This window comes from Carnobacterium sp. (genome assembly GCF_032094055.1).
In the GTDB taxonomy this organism is placed as follows: domain Bacteria; phylum Bacillota; class Bacilli; order Lactobacillales; family Carnobacteriaceae; genus Carnobacterium_A.
In genome coordinates, this window is sequence record NZ_DAMDAK010000004.1 from 26,362 (window position 1) to 40,872 (window position 14,511).

Below are 14,511 nucleotides of genomic sequence, written 5' to 3' on the forward strand. Positions count from 1 at the left end.
TGTTAAAAAAGAACTCTTTTTGTAACATAGTTATTACAAAAAAACCCAAAAGACTTTATTAGATTCATAAACTCCATATTTTAAGTTAACGCAACTTGAAATATGGAGTCTTTTTTAAATTAAAATAACTATAATAAAAAAATTTTCCATCTAAAGTACACTATTTTTAATAACACATTAAAATATAGGCTATCAAAAATTTACTTATTTTTTAATTTCGATTTGGCTAAAGAAAGGTTTACATACTTATGATGACGCTACTTTTAATGATTGTCTTTATTTCTTTTATTAGTTTAGGCCTACCCGATTCTTTATTAGGTGCTGCATGGCCTATAATGCATCTCGATTTAGGTGTTCCTTTGGCAAATGCCGGCAGTCTTTCCATGATCATTAGCGGAGGAACGATTCTATCCAGTCTATTCAGCGGAAAGCTGATTGCACGTTTCGGTACTGGAAAGTTGACCTTGATCAGTGTCTTTATGACAGCAGCGGCACTCTTCGGCTTTTATGCATTGCCTTCTTTTTACTGGCTGGTTATCGCTGCTATCCCACTCGGTTTAGGCGGCGGAGCCGTTGATGCCGGCTTAAATAATTTTGTTGCTCTGCATTATCGAGCACAATATATGAATTGGCTCCATTGTTTTTGGGGTGTGGGTGCAACAATAGGTCCACTTATTCTTGCTTATTTCATAGGGCAGAATAACCAATGGCGAAAAGGCTATCTTACCATTTCAATTATTCAATTTATTTTAGTTGCCATCCTGTTTCTCTCACTCCCTTTATGGAAAAAATTTGAAACAGATTTATTAAAAACTCACCCGGAAAGCAAAAAGAATGAATCTAACAACTTGTTTAAAGTCAAAGGGATTTTTCCTGCCTTAGTTTCTTTTTTTTCTTATAGTGCTGTGGAAACAACTGCTCATATCTGGGGAAGCAGCTACTTGGTGAATGATCAAGCTATCCCCGCAAAAACTGCTGCAAACTGGCTTTCTTTGTTTTTTGTCGGCATTACTTTAGGTCGTTTCATTGCCGGATTTCTTACAATAAAAATAACAAGCAAGCAGTTAATGAGAGCTGGATCACTGGCTATCTTAACTGGCAGTTTTTTAATGATCCTTCCATTGCCAAAGGTCTTTTTGTTGATTGGTTTAATATTGATTGGATTAGGTTGTGCCCCTATTTACCCTGCCATGGTACACGAGACCCCTCAACGTTTCGGCAAAACTCTTTCTCAATCCATTATTGGGTTTCAAATGGCTTTCGCAGCCATTGGCAGTATGACCATGCCCTTATTTTTCGGTTTTTTGACAACAACATTCAGTATGTCTATTTACCCTTATTTCCTCTTAATCAGTGCTTTGGTTATGATAATCAGTACAGAACGCATCAATCACTCTTTGAAAAACAAATAAAAAAATAAGACAGAGCAAATGAAAGTCTTTGTTCTGCCTTATTTCAGTTTTTCTTTATGAAGAATCTAGTTTTTAGTGAATTGATAAATTGCCTCTCTTAAAAAAGCAGCAGCTCCTTTACCAGCTCGTTCATCATAATAAGCTGTAAAACGTTCATCACTCACATACATATCAACTAGATTGCGATGAGCTTCTGGAGAATAGTCCGGCCAAGTGAAACTCAACCATTTTTTGTGCAATTCTGCAACATGTCTTGTTGCATCACTTGAAGCATCACCTTTCACCATAGCTGCTGTCAATTCTTGCTGTAGCTCTTTATCCAATTCTTGCCATTCAGCAAATTGTGCTTCACTCATTCCGGCAACTTTTTGATTGGAGTGGTCTACAACTTTTTTCCCATAACTTTCCCTAATTTCTTGGCCGTACGTTGTTTCATTTTCATCGATCAGTCGTTGTTTAAATCCTTCGAATTTTTCATTATCAGTCATTTGTCTTTCTCCTCTCTTATCTGCTAAGGTTTTTTCAATCGTTACCAGCAATGTATCTAATTGTGCTTTTTTCATTTCCAGTCGTTGTTGATGCAGTAATAAAGCTTTTTCTTGATCAAAATCAGCAGCTAAAATAATTTTTTTGATTTCTTCTAGCGGCATTTCCAATTTGCGATAAAATAGTATTTGCTGCAGTAACCCTACTTCTTCCGTTCCATAGATGCGATAGCTGGATGAGCTCACTCGTTTCGGTTTTAACAAACCGATTTGATCATAATAACGCAATGTACGTCCACTGATTCCAGCAAGTTTGCTCAATTGATTGACTGTATACTCCAATCGTCTTCCCCTTTCCTTTGACTAATCTTAGTTTAAACCTTAACGCAACGTTAAGGTCAAGTTCAAAATAAAAAACCGACTCAAAAAGCCGGTTTTACAAAATCAGTGAATCATTTTTGGTTTAGGTCTCGTTACTAAACTAATCAGCCAGCCAAACATTAAACCAATTGTTGCAGGCAATATCCAGCCCATTCCACTATCGAAAAACGGCAAGTAATGACTGTAAAATTTCAAAATAGTTTGAACTGCATCAAAGTTACGAATAGAATTTGGCAAGGCATTTAGCATATCAGCCACGCTGACAAAAACAGTCAAAAGAGTAGTCATCCCGTAAACGATTTGTCGATTTTTAAACAAAGGTGAAAGCAAGGCTAACAGAATCAATGTGATTGCCAATGGATATAAGAACATCAGTACCGGTATAGAATAAGCAATGATTTTAGTCAATCCGACGTTCCCCACCAAACAAGCAACGGAGCTAAAAAGAATGACATAAGCTTTATAACTGATTGAATTCGGAAACATCTCACGGAAAGTTTCTGCACAAGCCGTAATCAAACCAATCGCCGTTTTAAGACAAGCGACCGTAACAATAATGGCTAATAAGACACTGCCAAAAGAGCCAAAGTAATAACGCGCAATCTGCGTTAAGGCTATGCCGCCGTTTTCAGAAATCGGAAACTGGCCGATGCTCATTGTACCAAGATAAGATAAACTGCCATAGATTACGCCCATTAAAATAAGACTGACCAAGCCGGACTTGATTGTATCTTTTGCAATCGAAGCCGGTTTAGTAACGCCCATTCCTTTGATTGTTTGAACAACAATAATGCCAAAAGCCAAAGATGCTAAAGCATCCATGGTGTTGTAGCCTTCTTTAAAACCACTAGCAAATGGTGTCGCTGCATATCCGCTTGTAACAGGAGCAGCTGCAATTCCGCCTAAAGGTTTCATAAAAGCAGTCACTACTAAAACACCTAAAAAGACTAGGAACAGTGGATTTAATACTTTTCCTACATAAACTAAAATTTTTGTTGGTTTCAACGAAAACAGCAAGGCTGCTCCAAAAAATAGCACGGTGAAAACAGCCAGTCCCAACGTTTGATATTGACTGCTGATGTAAGGCGACAAGCCGATTTCATAAGATACTGTTCCAGTTCTCGGCAATGCGAAAAACGGCCCGATCGTCAGATAAAGAGCAATCGTCATAAAGTATCCATAGTAAGGATGTACGCGACTGGATAATTCAAATAATCCATTGCTGTTGGAGGCGCCAATTGCCACAACTCCTAAAAACGGGAGACCAATACCTGTCAATAAGAATCCCCATGTAGCCCAGCTGACATTAGCTCCTGCCAGCTGTCCCATATGAACTGGGAAAATCAAGTTTCCAGCTCCAAAGAATAAGCCAAAGAGCATTGAACCGATATAAAGATAAGATGATAGCGATAATTTTTTTTCCATAAGGGATTCCTTTCTAAATGCATTTTACTTAGTTTTGACTATAACGTTTTTTAAGTATCACTTCAAGAACCAAATTGCTTTTTGAAGCACACTACCTTTAAAAATAGGAATTTGGTATACTAAAACGAGTGAGTAACCAATTAGGAGGTGAATACAAGTTGTCTAACATGCAAGATATTGCAAAAAAAGCTGGTGTCTCTTCTGCTACTGTTTCGCGTGTTATCAATCAAAGCGGGTATGTCAGCAGTGCGACACGGAAAAAAGTAGAATTAGCTATTCAACAAATGGATTATGTTCCGAATAGCCAAGCCGTTTCTTTAAAGACCGGTTCAAGTAAAACATTAGGTATTGTTGCTCCCAATTTCTCAGACACTATGATGATCCTTGTACGCAGTTTTACATTGGCTGCTCAACAAGAAGGATACACAGTAACTTTTTATATTACAGATCAAGACAAACAAAAAGAACTGGACGTTTTAGAAATGCTGCGCGGAAAACGTTTAGACGGTATTTTTCTATTGATTCGTCTCAATGATTGGTCAATGATTGAACCGTATACTAAGTATGGTCCAATTGTTACATGGCAACGAGTCGATTCAGACCATATTGCTTCTGTTTATATGGATCAATACCACGCATATACTTTAGGCTTAGAACATTTGTATGCTAACGGATGCCGATCGATTGTGAATTTATATAGCAACATTCGGGGCTTAAACACAAAAAGTCGGATTAAGGCTTATGAGGACTTTTGTAAACGTTATAACTTACCTGCCCACCCGGCTGATTTATTTATGGGGTTAAATACAAGTAGGGATGGCGAACGAGTCGCGCAGTGGTGGCTAGAGCAATCGATTAAACCGGATGCTTTTATGACCAGTTCAGATTCTGTTGCTGCGGGGCTCGTAACTCAAGCACAGCGTTTAGGGTGTCATTTGCCTGAGGATTTTTCAGTGATTGGTTTTGACAATATTGAGGTCGCTCGCTTACTTGATATCTCAACGATCGATTATCCCGTCGCCAAACAGGCTAAAAATGCTTTTGCTTTGATTTACCATCAGCTGACTCAACGAGAAGTGCAGGTAGAACCTTTAGCTTTTCAATTGATTCCGCGTAAAACAACTAAAAATTAAAAAGATAGGATGAATGGGCTATCACTTCCCTTTTTAATGACAGTACGACTAGTTATTCTATCAACGAATAAAAATAAACAAGTCCTCCAATTCATAGGAGAGACTTGTCTAAGTAGGTAATCATTAATTGTAAAGTGAGCAGTCAGGTTAATTACATACGAGTTTCTTTTGTTGCATTAATTTGTATAAATGGCCATCTTTTTTTCAAGATAATTTTGGAATACCGTAAAGGCACTGCAGACTGCCCAATACACTAAAGCAACTAAAATATACATCGTCATATAATCAAATTCACGGCCACCCACAATTTTAGCTTGTTGAAAGATTTCCGGTACAGTGATCATAGCTGCTAAAGCTGTTCCTTTGATTAAATCTAATAAAACATTGCTGAGTGGCGGAACGGCTACACGCATGGCTTGCGGAACAATTACTTTCCGCATAATAAAAGACCATTTTAAGCCCAACGCATAAGCTGCTTCCCATTGGCCTTTATCGATTGAAGCCAATGTTGAACGCAGGATTTCAGCAATATACGCACTAGAACTCACGCTAAATCCAATAATCGCTGCATTGACCGCTTCAAATTGAATTCCGATAAATGGAAAACCAAAATAAAGAATAAACAAAAGAACCAATGTTGGAGTTCCCCGCATAAAAGAAATATAAATTCTTGCAAGAACTGAAAACAGTTTAAAAGAAGACATCCGCATAATAGCTAAAATGAAGCCTAATAAGGTTCCAATTATCATACTGGTCACCGAAATTCCTATGGTATAGCCTAAACCTCTTAAAACGTACGGCAAACTATCCACAGCTAAAGCGGGATCAAAAACATATTGCCATTGAACTCCAAACATTTATCCACACCTGCCTTCTATTCCGATAAATCAATTTTTGGAAAATCATAATCAATTTGTTCAGTGACATCAGCCCCATCATAAAATTGTTCTGACAGTTTCGGCATAGTACCATCTGTTTTCATATCTTCTAAAACAGCATTTAATTTTTTAGTTAATACATCATTGCCTTTTTTAATGGCATAATTGGTTTCAGATGGATTATAAAAAATATCGTGAACTTTTACGGGAATTTCCGGCAAAGCAGCTACGGCCAATTTTTGTGAATAATAATCATTCAAAATCACATCCGTCCGTCCGTTCGCCACGTCACTTAGGTACTGATCATTTGTCGCATTGTCGTAAATGACTTCTTCTGCTCCATAGTGTCGTGCTACTTTCATATAAGAAGTTGTGGCAGCACCTGCTGCTTTTTTACCCTTTAAGTCTTCTAATTTTTCAATGCCAGAGTCATCAGATTTTCTTACTACCATTGAACCGAAAGAATATTTATAAGGGATCGTATAATTGTATTTATCCGCGTTTTCTCCATCACGATCAATTCCCATGGCCGCTACATCAATTGCCCCGCTGTTGACAGATGTTAACATGCCATCAACGCCCATTTCAGTGAATTCTACTTCCAAATTCAATCTTTTTGCAGCTTCGCGAATCACTTCAACTTCATAACCAGTTAAATTATCTGTTTCAGATTCATGAAAAGAACTTGGATAAAGAGTGCCAGAAGTTGCTACTTTCAACGTTCCTCGATCTTCAATTTTTTCCCAAGCTGTTTCACTTGAAGGGGATTTATCTGATGTAGTGTTTCCAGAACTACATGCTGCTAAAGATAAACTAATAAGGGCTACCAATCCTAATCCTAATTTCTTTTTCAACACAAAGCAAAACTCCTTATCTAATGTTGTTTTTTTTACTTACCTAACTCTATCACTGGCAGTTCATCGGCATTTTCAATTGCTGTCGAGACATCTTCTCCTGCAAAGAATTCTTTGGACAGTTTAGTCAATGTACCGTCTGCTTGCATTTCTTTAAGAGCTGTATCAACCGCTTTTTTAATCGATCCATCATCTTTTTTCATCACTATTCCAGCCGATGTCGGATTGTAATAAATGTCTGACATTTCTACTCCCAAATCTTTGAATTTGTTAACCGCTGTATTAGAAACATAAAAATCATTTAAGATCACATCAGTCCGGCCGCTAGCTACGTCTCGGAAAAATACATCATTTGTCGCATTGTCGTAAACAACAGGTTCTGCACCAAATTTCTCAGAAATCTGCATGTAAATCGTCGTTGCTCCGCCTGCTGATTTTTTACCTTTTAAATCTTCTAATGATTCAACGCCAGAATGATCTGAAGCTCGCACAACGATTCCACCAAATGAATATTTGTAAGGTTCAGAAAAAGTATAATCTTCTAACCGTTTTTCTGTAATATCAAATCCATTTGCAGCTGCATCCACTTGTCCACTATTGATAGCCGTCAGCATACCGTCAACGCCCATTTCAACAAATTCAACCTTAATCCCTAAGCGTCGGCCAATTTCATTCACTGCTTCAACTTCATACCCGGTCAATTCATTATCTTCTCCCTCATGAAAAGAACTGGGGAAAAGTGTCCCTGACGTTGCGACCGTTAATTTACCTTTTTCTTTCACTTTATCCCAAGTTGTTGTTTCTCCTTGCTTTTCTTTTACTTGTGACTTCTGGCTGCTTCCACAAGCTGTCAATACTACCAAAAGACACAATAAAGCAAAACCTACACCCGCTATTTTTTTATAGTTCAACACAACTAAAACTCCTTTTTTGTTCTTTTATCTTCTCAGACATAGTAACAACTGCTACTTCTGTAGTCAAAAAAACTTATAAATTAGCTTGAAATTCATTCTTTCTAATTACATAACAGGACAAAAACGCTGCAAACAAGGAATTTTTCCGTCTCTGATTAAGAACATTATTGTTTTTATAAAAAAAGAAACAGTTCGCTTATCTGTTATAAATACTTTGTTATAGTATAAAAAAATACCGTATCCACTCTGCAGAAGGTTGGATACGGTATAAAATATTTACTTTTTTACAAAATCAGTAGCTTTTTTTATAATCGATCAAATTTTCAGGCAACTCTTCTCCAGCTACATAAGCTTTCAGATTCTTTTCAAAGATAGCAAATAAACGCTTTTTAAAATGTTCGGCTATTCCAGAAATATGCGGCGTAACCAAAACATTTTCATGCTCCCATAAAGGACTTTTTGCTTCCAGCGGTTCAGTTTCAAAAACATCTAATCCAGCAAAAGCCACTTGTCCTGCATCTAAGGCATGTAGTAAACTGTCCGTTTCTACTGTTGGCCCGCGTCCAACATTTAAGAACAAAGTGTTTTTTTTCATGGTATTAAAGACTGATTCATTGAAAAAAGCAGTCGTTTTATCCGTTAAAGGTAAAATATTAACGACAATATCTGCCTCATTGATATGTTGAATTAAGTCTTCTTGTGAAATAACTTGGTCCATATAATCCGCTTCATGTCCGCTGCTGTTTACACCAATTGTTTTCATGTTAAAAGCTTGTGCCAACCGCCCGACTTCTTTACCGATTTTTCCTGTACCGACAATCATTATCGTCTTTTCATGCAATTCGATTAAACGTTCAGCTTCTTCCCAATTTTTAACCAGCTGGTTTTTGATTGAGGCTTGAATGCCTCTTGTATAAGCCAGTAACATGCCAAAAACCGATTCAGCAATCGGGATACTGTGAATGCCGCTGCCATTCGTTAGCCACACTCCTTTTTCCTTGAGACTAGCTAAATCTAAAAAGTCCACACCGGCTGCTTTGCCTTGAATCCACTTTATTCGGCTATTTTCTTTTTTTAATAATTCATCACTTTTTTGGCCTTTCCATCCATAGATAATTTCAATGTCTTCTAATGGAAAATCAAAAGCAGTATCTTTCCATCCTTCAATCACTTCGTAGTCAGGCGCTATTTTCTTTATCGTTTCGATTTGATCTTTAGTTGTTTCACATGCTAACCAAATACCTTTTTTTGTCATTGTATTGCCTCCTCAATTTGCATTTTTTTCATTATCTCATTTTGTAGGTGAATAACCAAGCAAACTAAATTCCTTATGAGCATTTTTTCCCATCCCTTCTATGAACATGTTACAATAGAAAGTAAAGAGAACGGTCACAAAAGGGGTGTGAAAATGGACAATGAACATCTATTAACAACAAAAATCACCATTAAAGGTACTTTTCAAGATTTTCAGCTTTATAGTGGAAAGTTTTATTTATGGACTAAACAAAATGATTTACTGGTTTACGACTGGAATAAATGGATGAAGCAATTGGCTTTTGTAGAACGGCCGATTTATTTTGAACCTCAGCCTGCAGAACAACTAACGGTTCATTTGGATGAACTAGAACCTTTTAAAGAACGGGTCATTTCCTTTACAGAACCCATTTACGACAGTGCGATTTTTGACCATATTTTATACTTTTCTGATCCAAGCGGGTTTTATCGTTTTTCTTTAACTCAAAAAAATGCTGAAAAAGAACAAATTTCTCCGCTTGTTGTTTTTCAGATCAACCTTTCTGCAACTGGGCGGATGGCCTTAGCTGCAGGAGAAAAAGGGTTATTTGAATACTTAGCTTCAACTCACTATTTGTTCCGATCAACCATTACACATTTAACACCCCGCTTAATACAATTATCGACAAATGAAACCATAAAAACGGAATGGAATCAACATGACTTGATCCGATACGAGAAAAACAATCCGCAAAATGCGGCTCTTCTACACTTTAAAGTACAAAAAGGAATCATAACATTCGTTGAAGAAAAACCATTGCTGGATAAAACAACTCTCCCTGTACGTATTCAAGAATTGCCATTAGCTTTGTCTCTCAGCGAACCGTCTATGGACGATGGCTACTTATTTGCTTACGAAACAGACAAACGTACTTTAAAAAAAGACCCGCTTTACCGCTCTCCATCTATCCAATTAGCACATGCAGCTCATTCTGCTGCGAAAAATCAAGTCACTGATTTAGATCGCCTGCTCGTTCAAGAAGCAGAACACGATTTATTCGTTTCTTTTCAAAATCAAACTTTACTAACGTATTCTTTATCAGATATAAAAAAAAGACGGATCTATACCCGTACTCATAATTATCGTAACCAATTGCATCTTTTATTTTCCAATCAGTTAGTTTTGTATCTATTTACAGAAGTCACACGGTAAACAACAGCCGGCAAAAAACGGAAAAACGTTTTTTATCGGCTTTTTCTCTGCAATCTCTTTTAAAATCCTTTTCAAAAGAGGGTTAGCCATTGAAAGCTAGCTCTATAACCGCTATAATGCTGGTAGAATCATGAGAATAGACTATTTGGCATCGCAATTTCACTCTCTTCATGTTAAAATAGTTTAGATATACTATAGAATAGAGGTAAGCAACTTAAATGATTACAGTATCTAATGTTAGTTTAGAATTTTCTGACCGCAAATTATTTGATGAAGTCAATCTTAAATTTACCCCCGGCAATTGTTATGGCCTGATCGGTGCAAATGGTGCCGGTAAATCCACATTTTTAAAAATTTTATCCGGTGAAATTGCTCCTTCAACGGGCTACTTTAAGCCAAAACCACTACGGCTATGAAGAACACACCGTTTTGGACACCGTTATCATGGGACATGAGCGGTTATACCAAATTATGCAAGAAAAAAATGAAATCTATATGAAAGAAGATTTCACTGATGAAGACGGCATTCGTGCTGCCGAGTTAGAAGGCGAATTCGCTGAACTTGACGGCTGGGAAGCTGAACCTCAAGCTGCTGTTTTACTACAGGGCTTAGGAATTCCGGAAGATCTGCATTATGCTAAAATGAGCGAATTAGCCGGCGGACAAAAAGTAAAAGTTTTACTTGCACAAGCTTTATTTGGAAAACCGGATGTCTTGCTATTAGATGAGCCGACGAATGGTTTAGATAAGGCATCGATTGAATGGTTAGAAGAATTTTTGATCAACTTCCCTAATACCGTTATTGTCGTATCCCATGACCGTCACTTTTTAAATAAAGTTTGTACACATATGGCCGATGTTGACTTTGGCAAAATCAAACTTTACCTTGGCAACTACGATTTCTGGTTAGAATCTAGTCAATTAGCCAGCAAATTGGCCGCTGATGCAAATGCAAAAAAAGAAGATCAAATCAAAGAGTTACAAGACTTTATTGCCCGGTTTAGCGCAAATGCTTCTAAATCGAAACAAGCCACTTCTCGGAAAAAGACGTTGGAAAAAATCACTTTGGACGACATCCAACCATCTTCGCGCCGTTATCCTTTTGTTGGTTTTACTCCAGAACGTGAAATCGGTAATGATTTGCTGCGCGTAGAAAACTTGACAAAAACCATTGATGGTAAAAAAGTATTGAACAACATCAGCTTTGCATTAAATAAAGAAGACAAAGTGGGATTCAGCAGTCATAGCGAATTAGCTATCACCACGCTTTTCAAAATTTTAATGGGCGAAATGGAACCTGATTCAGGAACTTATAAATGGGGCGTCACCACTTCTCAAACATATCTGCCAAAAGATACAAGTTCAGAATTTGAAGAAAACCACCTTACTATCGTGGATTGGTTGCGTCAATTTGCTTCAAAAGAAGAAAGCGATAATACTTTCTTGCGCAGTTTCTTAGGCCGTATGCTATTCTCTGGAGAAGATGTCTTAAAAGAAGTAGGCGTTCTTTCGGGAGGAGAAAAAGTTCGTTGCATGTTATCTAAAATGATGTTGAGTAAAGCCAATGTCTTGGTTCTAGATGATCCGACGAATCACTTGGATTTGGAATCCATTACTGCTTTAAATGATGGTTTAATTGCATTTAAAGGTGCTATTTTATTCTCATCTCACGACCACCAAATTATTCAAACTGTTGCAAACCGTATTATTGAAATTACTCCAAATGGTATCGTTGACCGTGCAGATACCACTTATGAAGAGTTTTTAGAAAATAAAGATGTCCAAGCACAAATCAAAAAACTATACGCAGAATAACAAACTTAATTAAGACAAGAAACTAGCTGAACTACTTCATGAATATATGAAGAGTTCAGCTAGTTTTGTTTTATATTTAGAACATTTTACATCTGCTCATTTGACCAATCCCAATCTGAAAATTCTTGGATCGTCATTTTGTGAATAGTCGTACCTTCTATCATAAGTTGTGGGTCAATAGGATCATGCTGGATAAAAGGATCATCTAATATAATGATTTTTTTATTCAAAGCCATCCCTATGCCTATTTCCATATACCCTCTAGCATCGGCTATACCTTTAAGAAAAAGAACATCTGCTTCTAGAATAACTGGTCTGGCCGCTTCTATTTGTTGAAAGTAATCTGATTCAATCACTTCTACATCTTCAGAATATTGAAAACCAACACCGCTTAAATCTTCTTCTGTATGAATATTATAGATAATCATTTTTGGCAATTCCTTCCAGTTTCCTCATAAAAGTATTCTTTGAAACAACCTGCTTCAGCTAATTTTTCTTCACCTATTGCTTTTAAACGTTTTTTATTTATTTGCTTTATGAACTTTCAGTTTTTTCCCTTTAACAGTTCGATCTTTCATTTCTTCAATGACTCTCGGGCCTTTTCCATTCAATACTTCTACATAGGTGACATTTTCTTGAATGGTAATGATACCGATATCATCTGCGTTGATTCCTGGAATATTCGTCAACGTTCCAACAAAATCTACTGCGCGAAGTTTTTTCTTTTTCCCACCGTTAAAGTAAATTTTTGTAATGCCTTGATTTAACTCTTTATTACGTGCTCTTTTCACAACTAACCGTTCCTGAAGTTTCTTTTCAAAAGCCGATTTATGGCTTTGTACAACACGAGCATTTGGAGCAGTGATTTCTTTTATTTCTTGTTGCACATACGCTCTAACTTCTTGCCACCAAGGTCTTTCTTTTGGAGTGACCAGCGTTAATGCTACACCTGTCTTCCCGGCGCGCCCAGTTCGTCCTGTTCGGTGGACGAAGCTTTCTTTTTCTACGGGCACATCATAATTGATGACATGCGTCACATTATCAATGTCGATTCCCCGAGCCGCTACATCCGTTGCGACTAAATAACGGAACTTCCCTTTTCTGAAGTCATCCATTACCTCAAATCGGTCTTCTTGGATCATACCGCCATGAATTTTATCGATTGGCAGACCCGCTTTATTTAAGAACGTATACAACCGATTCACGGCTTCTTGCGTATTACAGAAGATCATGCAACTATCTGGATTTTCAACGATCAATAAATCCAACAATTGCTGCTCTTTCTTTTCAGGTTCGACTTTAAGATACGATTGCACGATTTTAGGTCTGGATTGTTCAGTCATTTCAATTTTAACAGCTACTCTTTCGGGTTTCATATAGAAACTAGCCAATCGTTCTATCTCTGGCGGCATTGTAGCCGAGAACAAGAGTGTTTGCCGTTCTTTTGGCAAGAATTCGATAATCGCTGCCATTTGGTCAATGAACCCCATATTCAGCATTTCATCCGCTTCATCAATTACTAAATAACGTAATTTATCCACTTTCATCGTTCCTTTTTGCAAATGGTCCAAGACACGACCAGGCGTCCCTACTACAATATGGCTCTTTTGTTTTAACTCAGACTTTTGCTTGTCAAAAGAAGCTTTGCCAAATACTGAAGTTACTTTGATGCGTTTTAAACGACCAATATTCGTGATATCTTCTTTTACTTGCAACGCTAATTCTCTTGTAGGTACTAAAACAAGAGCTTGGGGTCTATTTTCTTCCCATATCACGTTTTCGCATAATGGAATCCCAAAACTTACGGTTTTCCCGCTGCCTGTTTGTGACTCAACGATCACATCTTTTTCTGCTAAAGCCAACGGCAGTACTTCTTCTTGCACTTTAGTCGGCTTAAAATAGCGTAAACTTTCTAATGCTGTTATCAGTTCTTCTCCAATACCAAATTCTTCAAATGTATTCTTTTTCATAATAGCCTCACTCACTCGTTTTATTTTTATTAGTATAACAGTATTTCACTTGAAATATAGCTTTTTGCTTCTTTATTTTAGCAGACTCTCACAATTTTTAATTTAAAAGCTCTTTTCAAACGATTCGTTTATTTTCCTGAATCGTTTTAGAAAAATCCGCAAATAATACATAAGAAAAGAATACGAATTTTTTCAATCTGCTTGTTCCGCTCTTGAAAAGTGCTAATTCTTATTTTGATTTCAGCAAAATAGCTGGCATTCATCATGGATGGAGGAATTTTTGATTTATCCTTGATTTCGAGTATACTAGTCTTAAATAGAAAAGAGAAGGTGGAGAAAAAATGGTTGAAGTCAAACGTATCGTAACAGGCGCTATTGAAGAAAATTGTTATCTTATTTATGAAGATGTCACTGCTTTGATCGTTGATCCAGGCGATGATTTCCCAAAAATCATGCAAACTATTGAAGACCTGCAAGTCACTCCTGTCGCTATTTTGCTAACTCATTGTCATTATGACCATATCGGAGCTTTAGAAGAAACACGCACAACTTACAACGTTCCTGTATACGTTAGTTCTTTAGAAAAAGATTGGCTTGGCAATCCAGAGCTAAATCTTTCTGCTCATGGAGGCAAACCGGTTATCGCACAACCAGCTGATTTTGAATTTGATATGATGAAAGATTACACCATAGGTGACTTGTCTTTCAGAGTCGTTCCGACACCGGGACATTCACCTGGAGGAGTCAGTTTTATTTTTGAAGACTTCGTTATCACAGGCGATGCTTTATTTAAAGGCA

General features: G+C 37.1%; 12 protein-coding genes and 1 pseudogene. 5 read left to right on the plus strand and 8 right to left on the minus strand.

The genetic code is table 11. The features are described from left to right. Positions 1–248 precede the first annotated feature (248 nt). On the plus strand, positions 249–1,412 hold the full coding sequence (locus RT405_RS01300) for an MFS transporter (protein ID WP_313466908.1): 1,164 nt from the start codon (positions 249–251) through the stop codon (positions 1,410–1,412). A 65-nt stretch (positions 1,413–1,477) separates the two neighbouring features. Here RT405_RS01300 and RT405_RS01305 read toward each other — a convergent pair whose 3' ends face one another. Further along, positions 1,478–2,239 (minus strand): MerR family transcriptional regulator, encoded by a 762-nt coding sequence (locus RT405_RS01305; protein WP_313466910.1) that lies wholly within the window; start codon positions 2,237–2,239, stop codon positions 1,478–1,480. Positions 2,240–2,341: 102 nt separating this feature from the next. Then, positions 2,342–3,703, minus strand: coding sequence for a branched-chain amino acid transport system II carrier protein (gene brnQ, locus RT405_RS01310; RefSeq protein ID WP_313466911.1), 1,362 nt, complete (start codon positions 3,701–3,703; stop codon positions 2,342–2,344). Between the two features lie 167 nt (positions 3,704–3,870). Here brnQ and RT405_RS01315 point away from each other — a divergent pair, with 167 nt between their 5' ends. Next, entirely contained in the window at positions 3,871–4,836 is a 966-nt protein-coding gene (locus tag RT405_RS01315; protein WP_313466950.1) for a LacI family DNA-binding transcriptional regulator, read from the plus strand. A gap of 176 nt (positions 4,837–5,012) precedes the next feature. Here the strand turns inward: RT405_RS01315 and RT405_RS01320 are convergent, their stop codons facing one another. The 4 genes from RT405_RS01320 to RT405_RS01335 form a co-directional block, all read right to left on the minus strand. Then, complete coding sequence (locus RT405_RS01320) at positions 5,013–5,693, minus strand: ABC transporter permease subunit (RefSeq protein ID WP_313466913.1); 681 nt, start codon at positions 5,691–5,693, stop codon at positions 5,013–5,015. Between the two features lie 17 nt (positions 5,694–5,710). Then, complete coding sequence (locus RT405_RS01325; protein ID WP_396163004.1) at positions 5,711–6,568, minus strand: transporter substrate-binding domain-containing protein; 858 nt, start codon at positions 6,566–6,568, stop codon at positions 5,711–5,713. Positions 6,569–6,603: 35 nt separating this feature from the next. Then, complete coding sequence (locus tag RT405_RS01330; RefSeq protein ID WP_313466915.1) at positions 6,604–7,482, minus strand: transporter substrate-binding domain-containing protein; 879 nt, start codon at positions 7,480–7,482, stop codon at positions 6,604–6,606. 292 nt (positions 7,483–7,774) lie between these two features. Continuing rightward, the gene (locus tag RT405_RS01335; protein WP_313466917.1) at positions 7,775–8,737 is read right to left on the minus strand and encodes a phosphoglycerate dehydrogenase; all 963 of its coding nucleotides are present in this window, start codon (positions 8,735–8,737) and stop codon (positions 7,775–7,777) included. 153 nt (positions 8,738–8,890) lie between these two features. On the opposite strand from RT405_RS01335, the gene RT405_RS01340 reads away from it, so the two are divergent. Together RT405_RS01340 and RT405_RS01345 are read left to right on the plus strand one after the other, a co-directional pair. Continuing rightward, positions 8,891–9,928: a hypothetical protein gene (locus RT405_RS01340; protein WP_313466919.1), complete on the plus strand. Its 1,038-nt coding sequence runs from the start codon at positions 8,891–8,893 to the stop codon at positions 9,926–9,928. Between the two features lie 218 nt (positions 9,929–10,146). Next, positions 10,147–11,743: pseudogene (locus RT405_RS01345) on the plus strand (ABC-F family ATP-binding cassette domain-containing protein). 86 nt (positions 11,744–11,829) lie between these two features. On the opposite strand, the gene RT405_RS01350 reads toward RT405_RS01345, so the two are convergent. Together RT405_RS01350 and RT405_RS01355 are read right to left on the minus strand one after the other, a co-directional pair. Beyond that, entirely contained in the window at positions 11,830–12,171 is a 342-nt protein-coding gene (locus RT405_RS01350) for a hypothetical protein (RefSeq protein WP_313466921.1), read from the minus strand. 93 nt (positions 12,172–12,264) lie between these two features. Next, positions 12,265–13,713, minus strand: coding sequence for a DEAD/DEAH box helicase (locus RT405_RS01355; protein WP_313466923.1), 1,449 nt, complete (start codon positions 13,711–13,713; stop codon positions 12,265–12,267). 341 nt (positions 13,714–14,054) lie between these two features. Here RT405_RS01355 and RT405_RS01360 point away from each other — a divergent pair. Continuing rightward, on the plus strand, positions 14,055–14,511 hold a 457-nt coding region (locus tag RT405_RS01360), incomplete at its 3' end, for an MBL fold metallo-hydrolase (protein WP_396162996.1).

What these genes read in the sequence shown, in the direction of transcription:
- RT405_RS01300 (WP_313466908.1), top strand. Translation starts at nt 249, where the DNA reads ATGATGACGCTACTTTTAATGATTGTCTTTATTTCTTTTATTAGTTTA.
- brnQ (WP_313466911.1), bottom strand. Translation starts at nt 3,703, where the DNA reads ATGGAAAAAAAATTATCGCTATCATCTTATCTTTATATCGGTTCAATG.
- RT405_RS01315 (WP_313466950.1), top strand. Translation starts at nt 3,871, where the DNA reads ATGCAAGATATTGCAAAAAAAGCTGGTGTCTCTTCTGCTACTGTTTCG.
- RT405_RS01320 (WP_313466913.1), bottom strand. Translation starts at nt 5,693, where the DNA reads ATGTTTGGAGTTCAATGGCAATATGTTTTTGATCCCGCTTTAGCTGTG.
- RT405_RS01335 (WP_313466917.1), bottom strand. Translation starts at nt 8,737, where the DNA reads ATGACAAAAAAAGGTATTTGGTTAGCATGTGAAACAACTAAAGATCAA.
- RT405_RS01340 (WP_313466919.1), top strand. Translation starts at nt 8,891, where the DNA reads ATGGACAATGAACATCTATTAACAACAAAAATCACCATTAAAGGTACT.
- RT405_RS01350 (WP_313466921.1), bottom strand. Translation starts at nt 12,171, where the DNA reads ATGATTATCTATAATATTCATACAGAAGAAGATTTAAGCGGTGTTGGT.
- RT405_RS01355 (WP_313466923.1), bottom strand. Translation starts at nt 13,713, where the DNA reads ATGAAAAAGAATACATTTGAAGAATTTGGTATTGGAGAAGAACTGATA.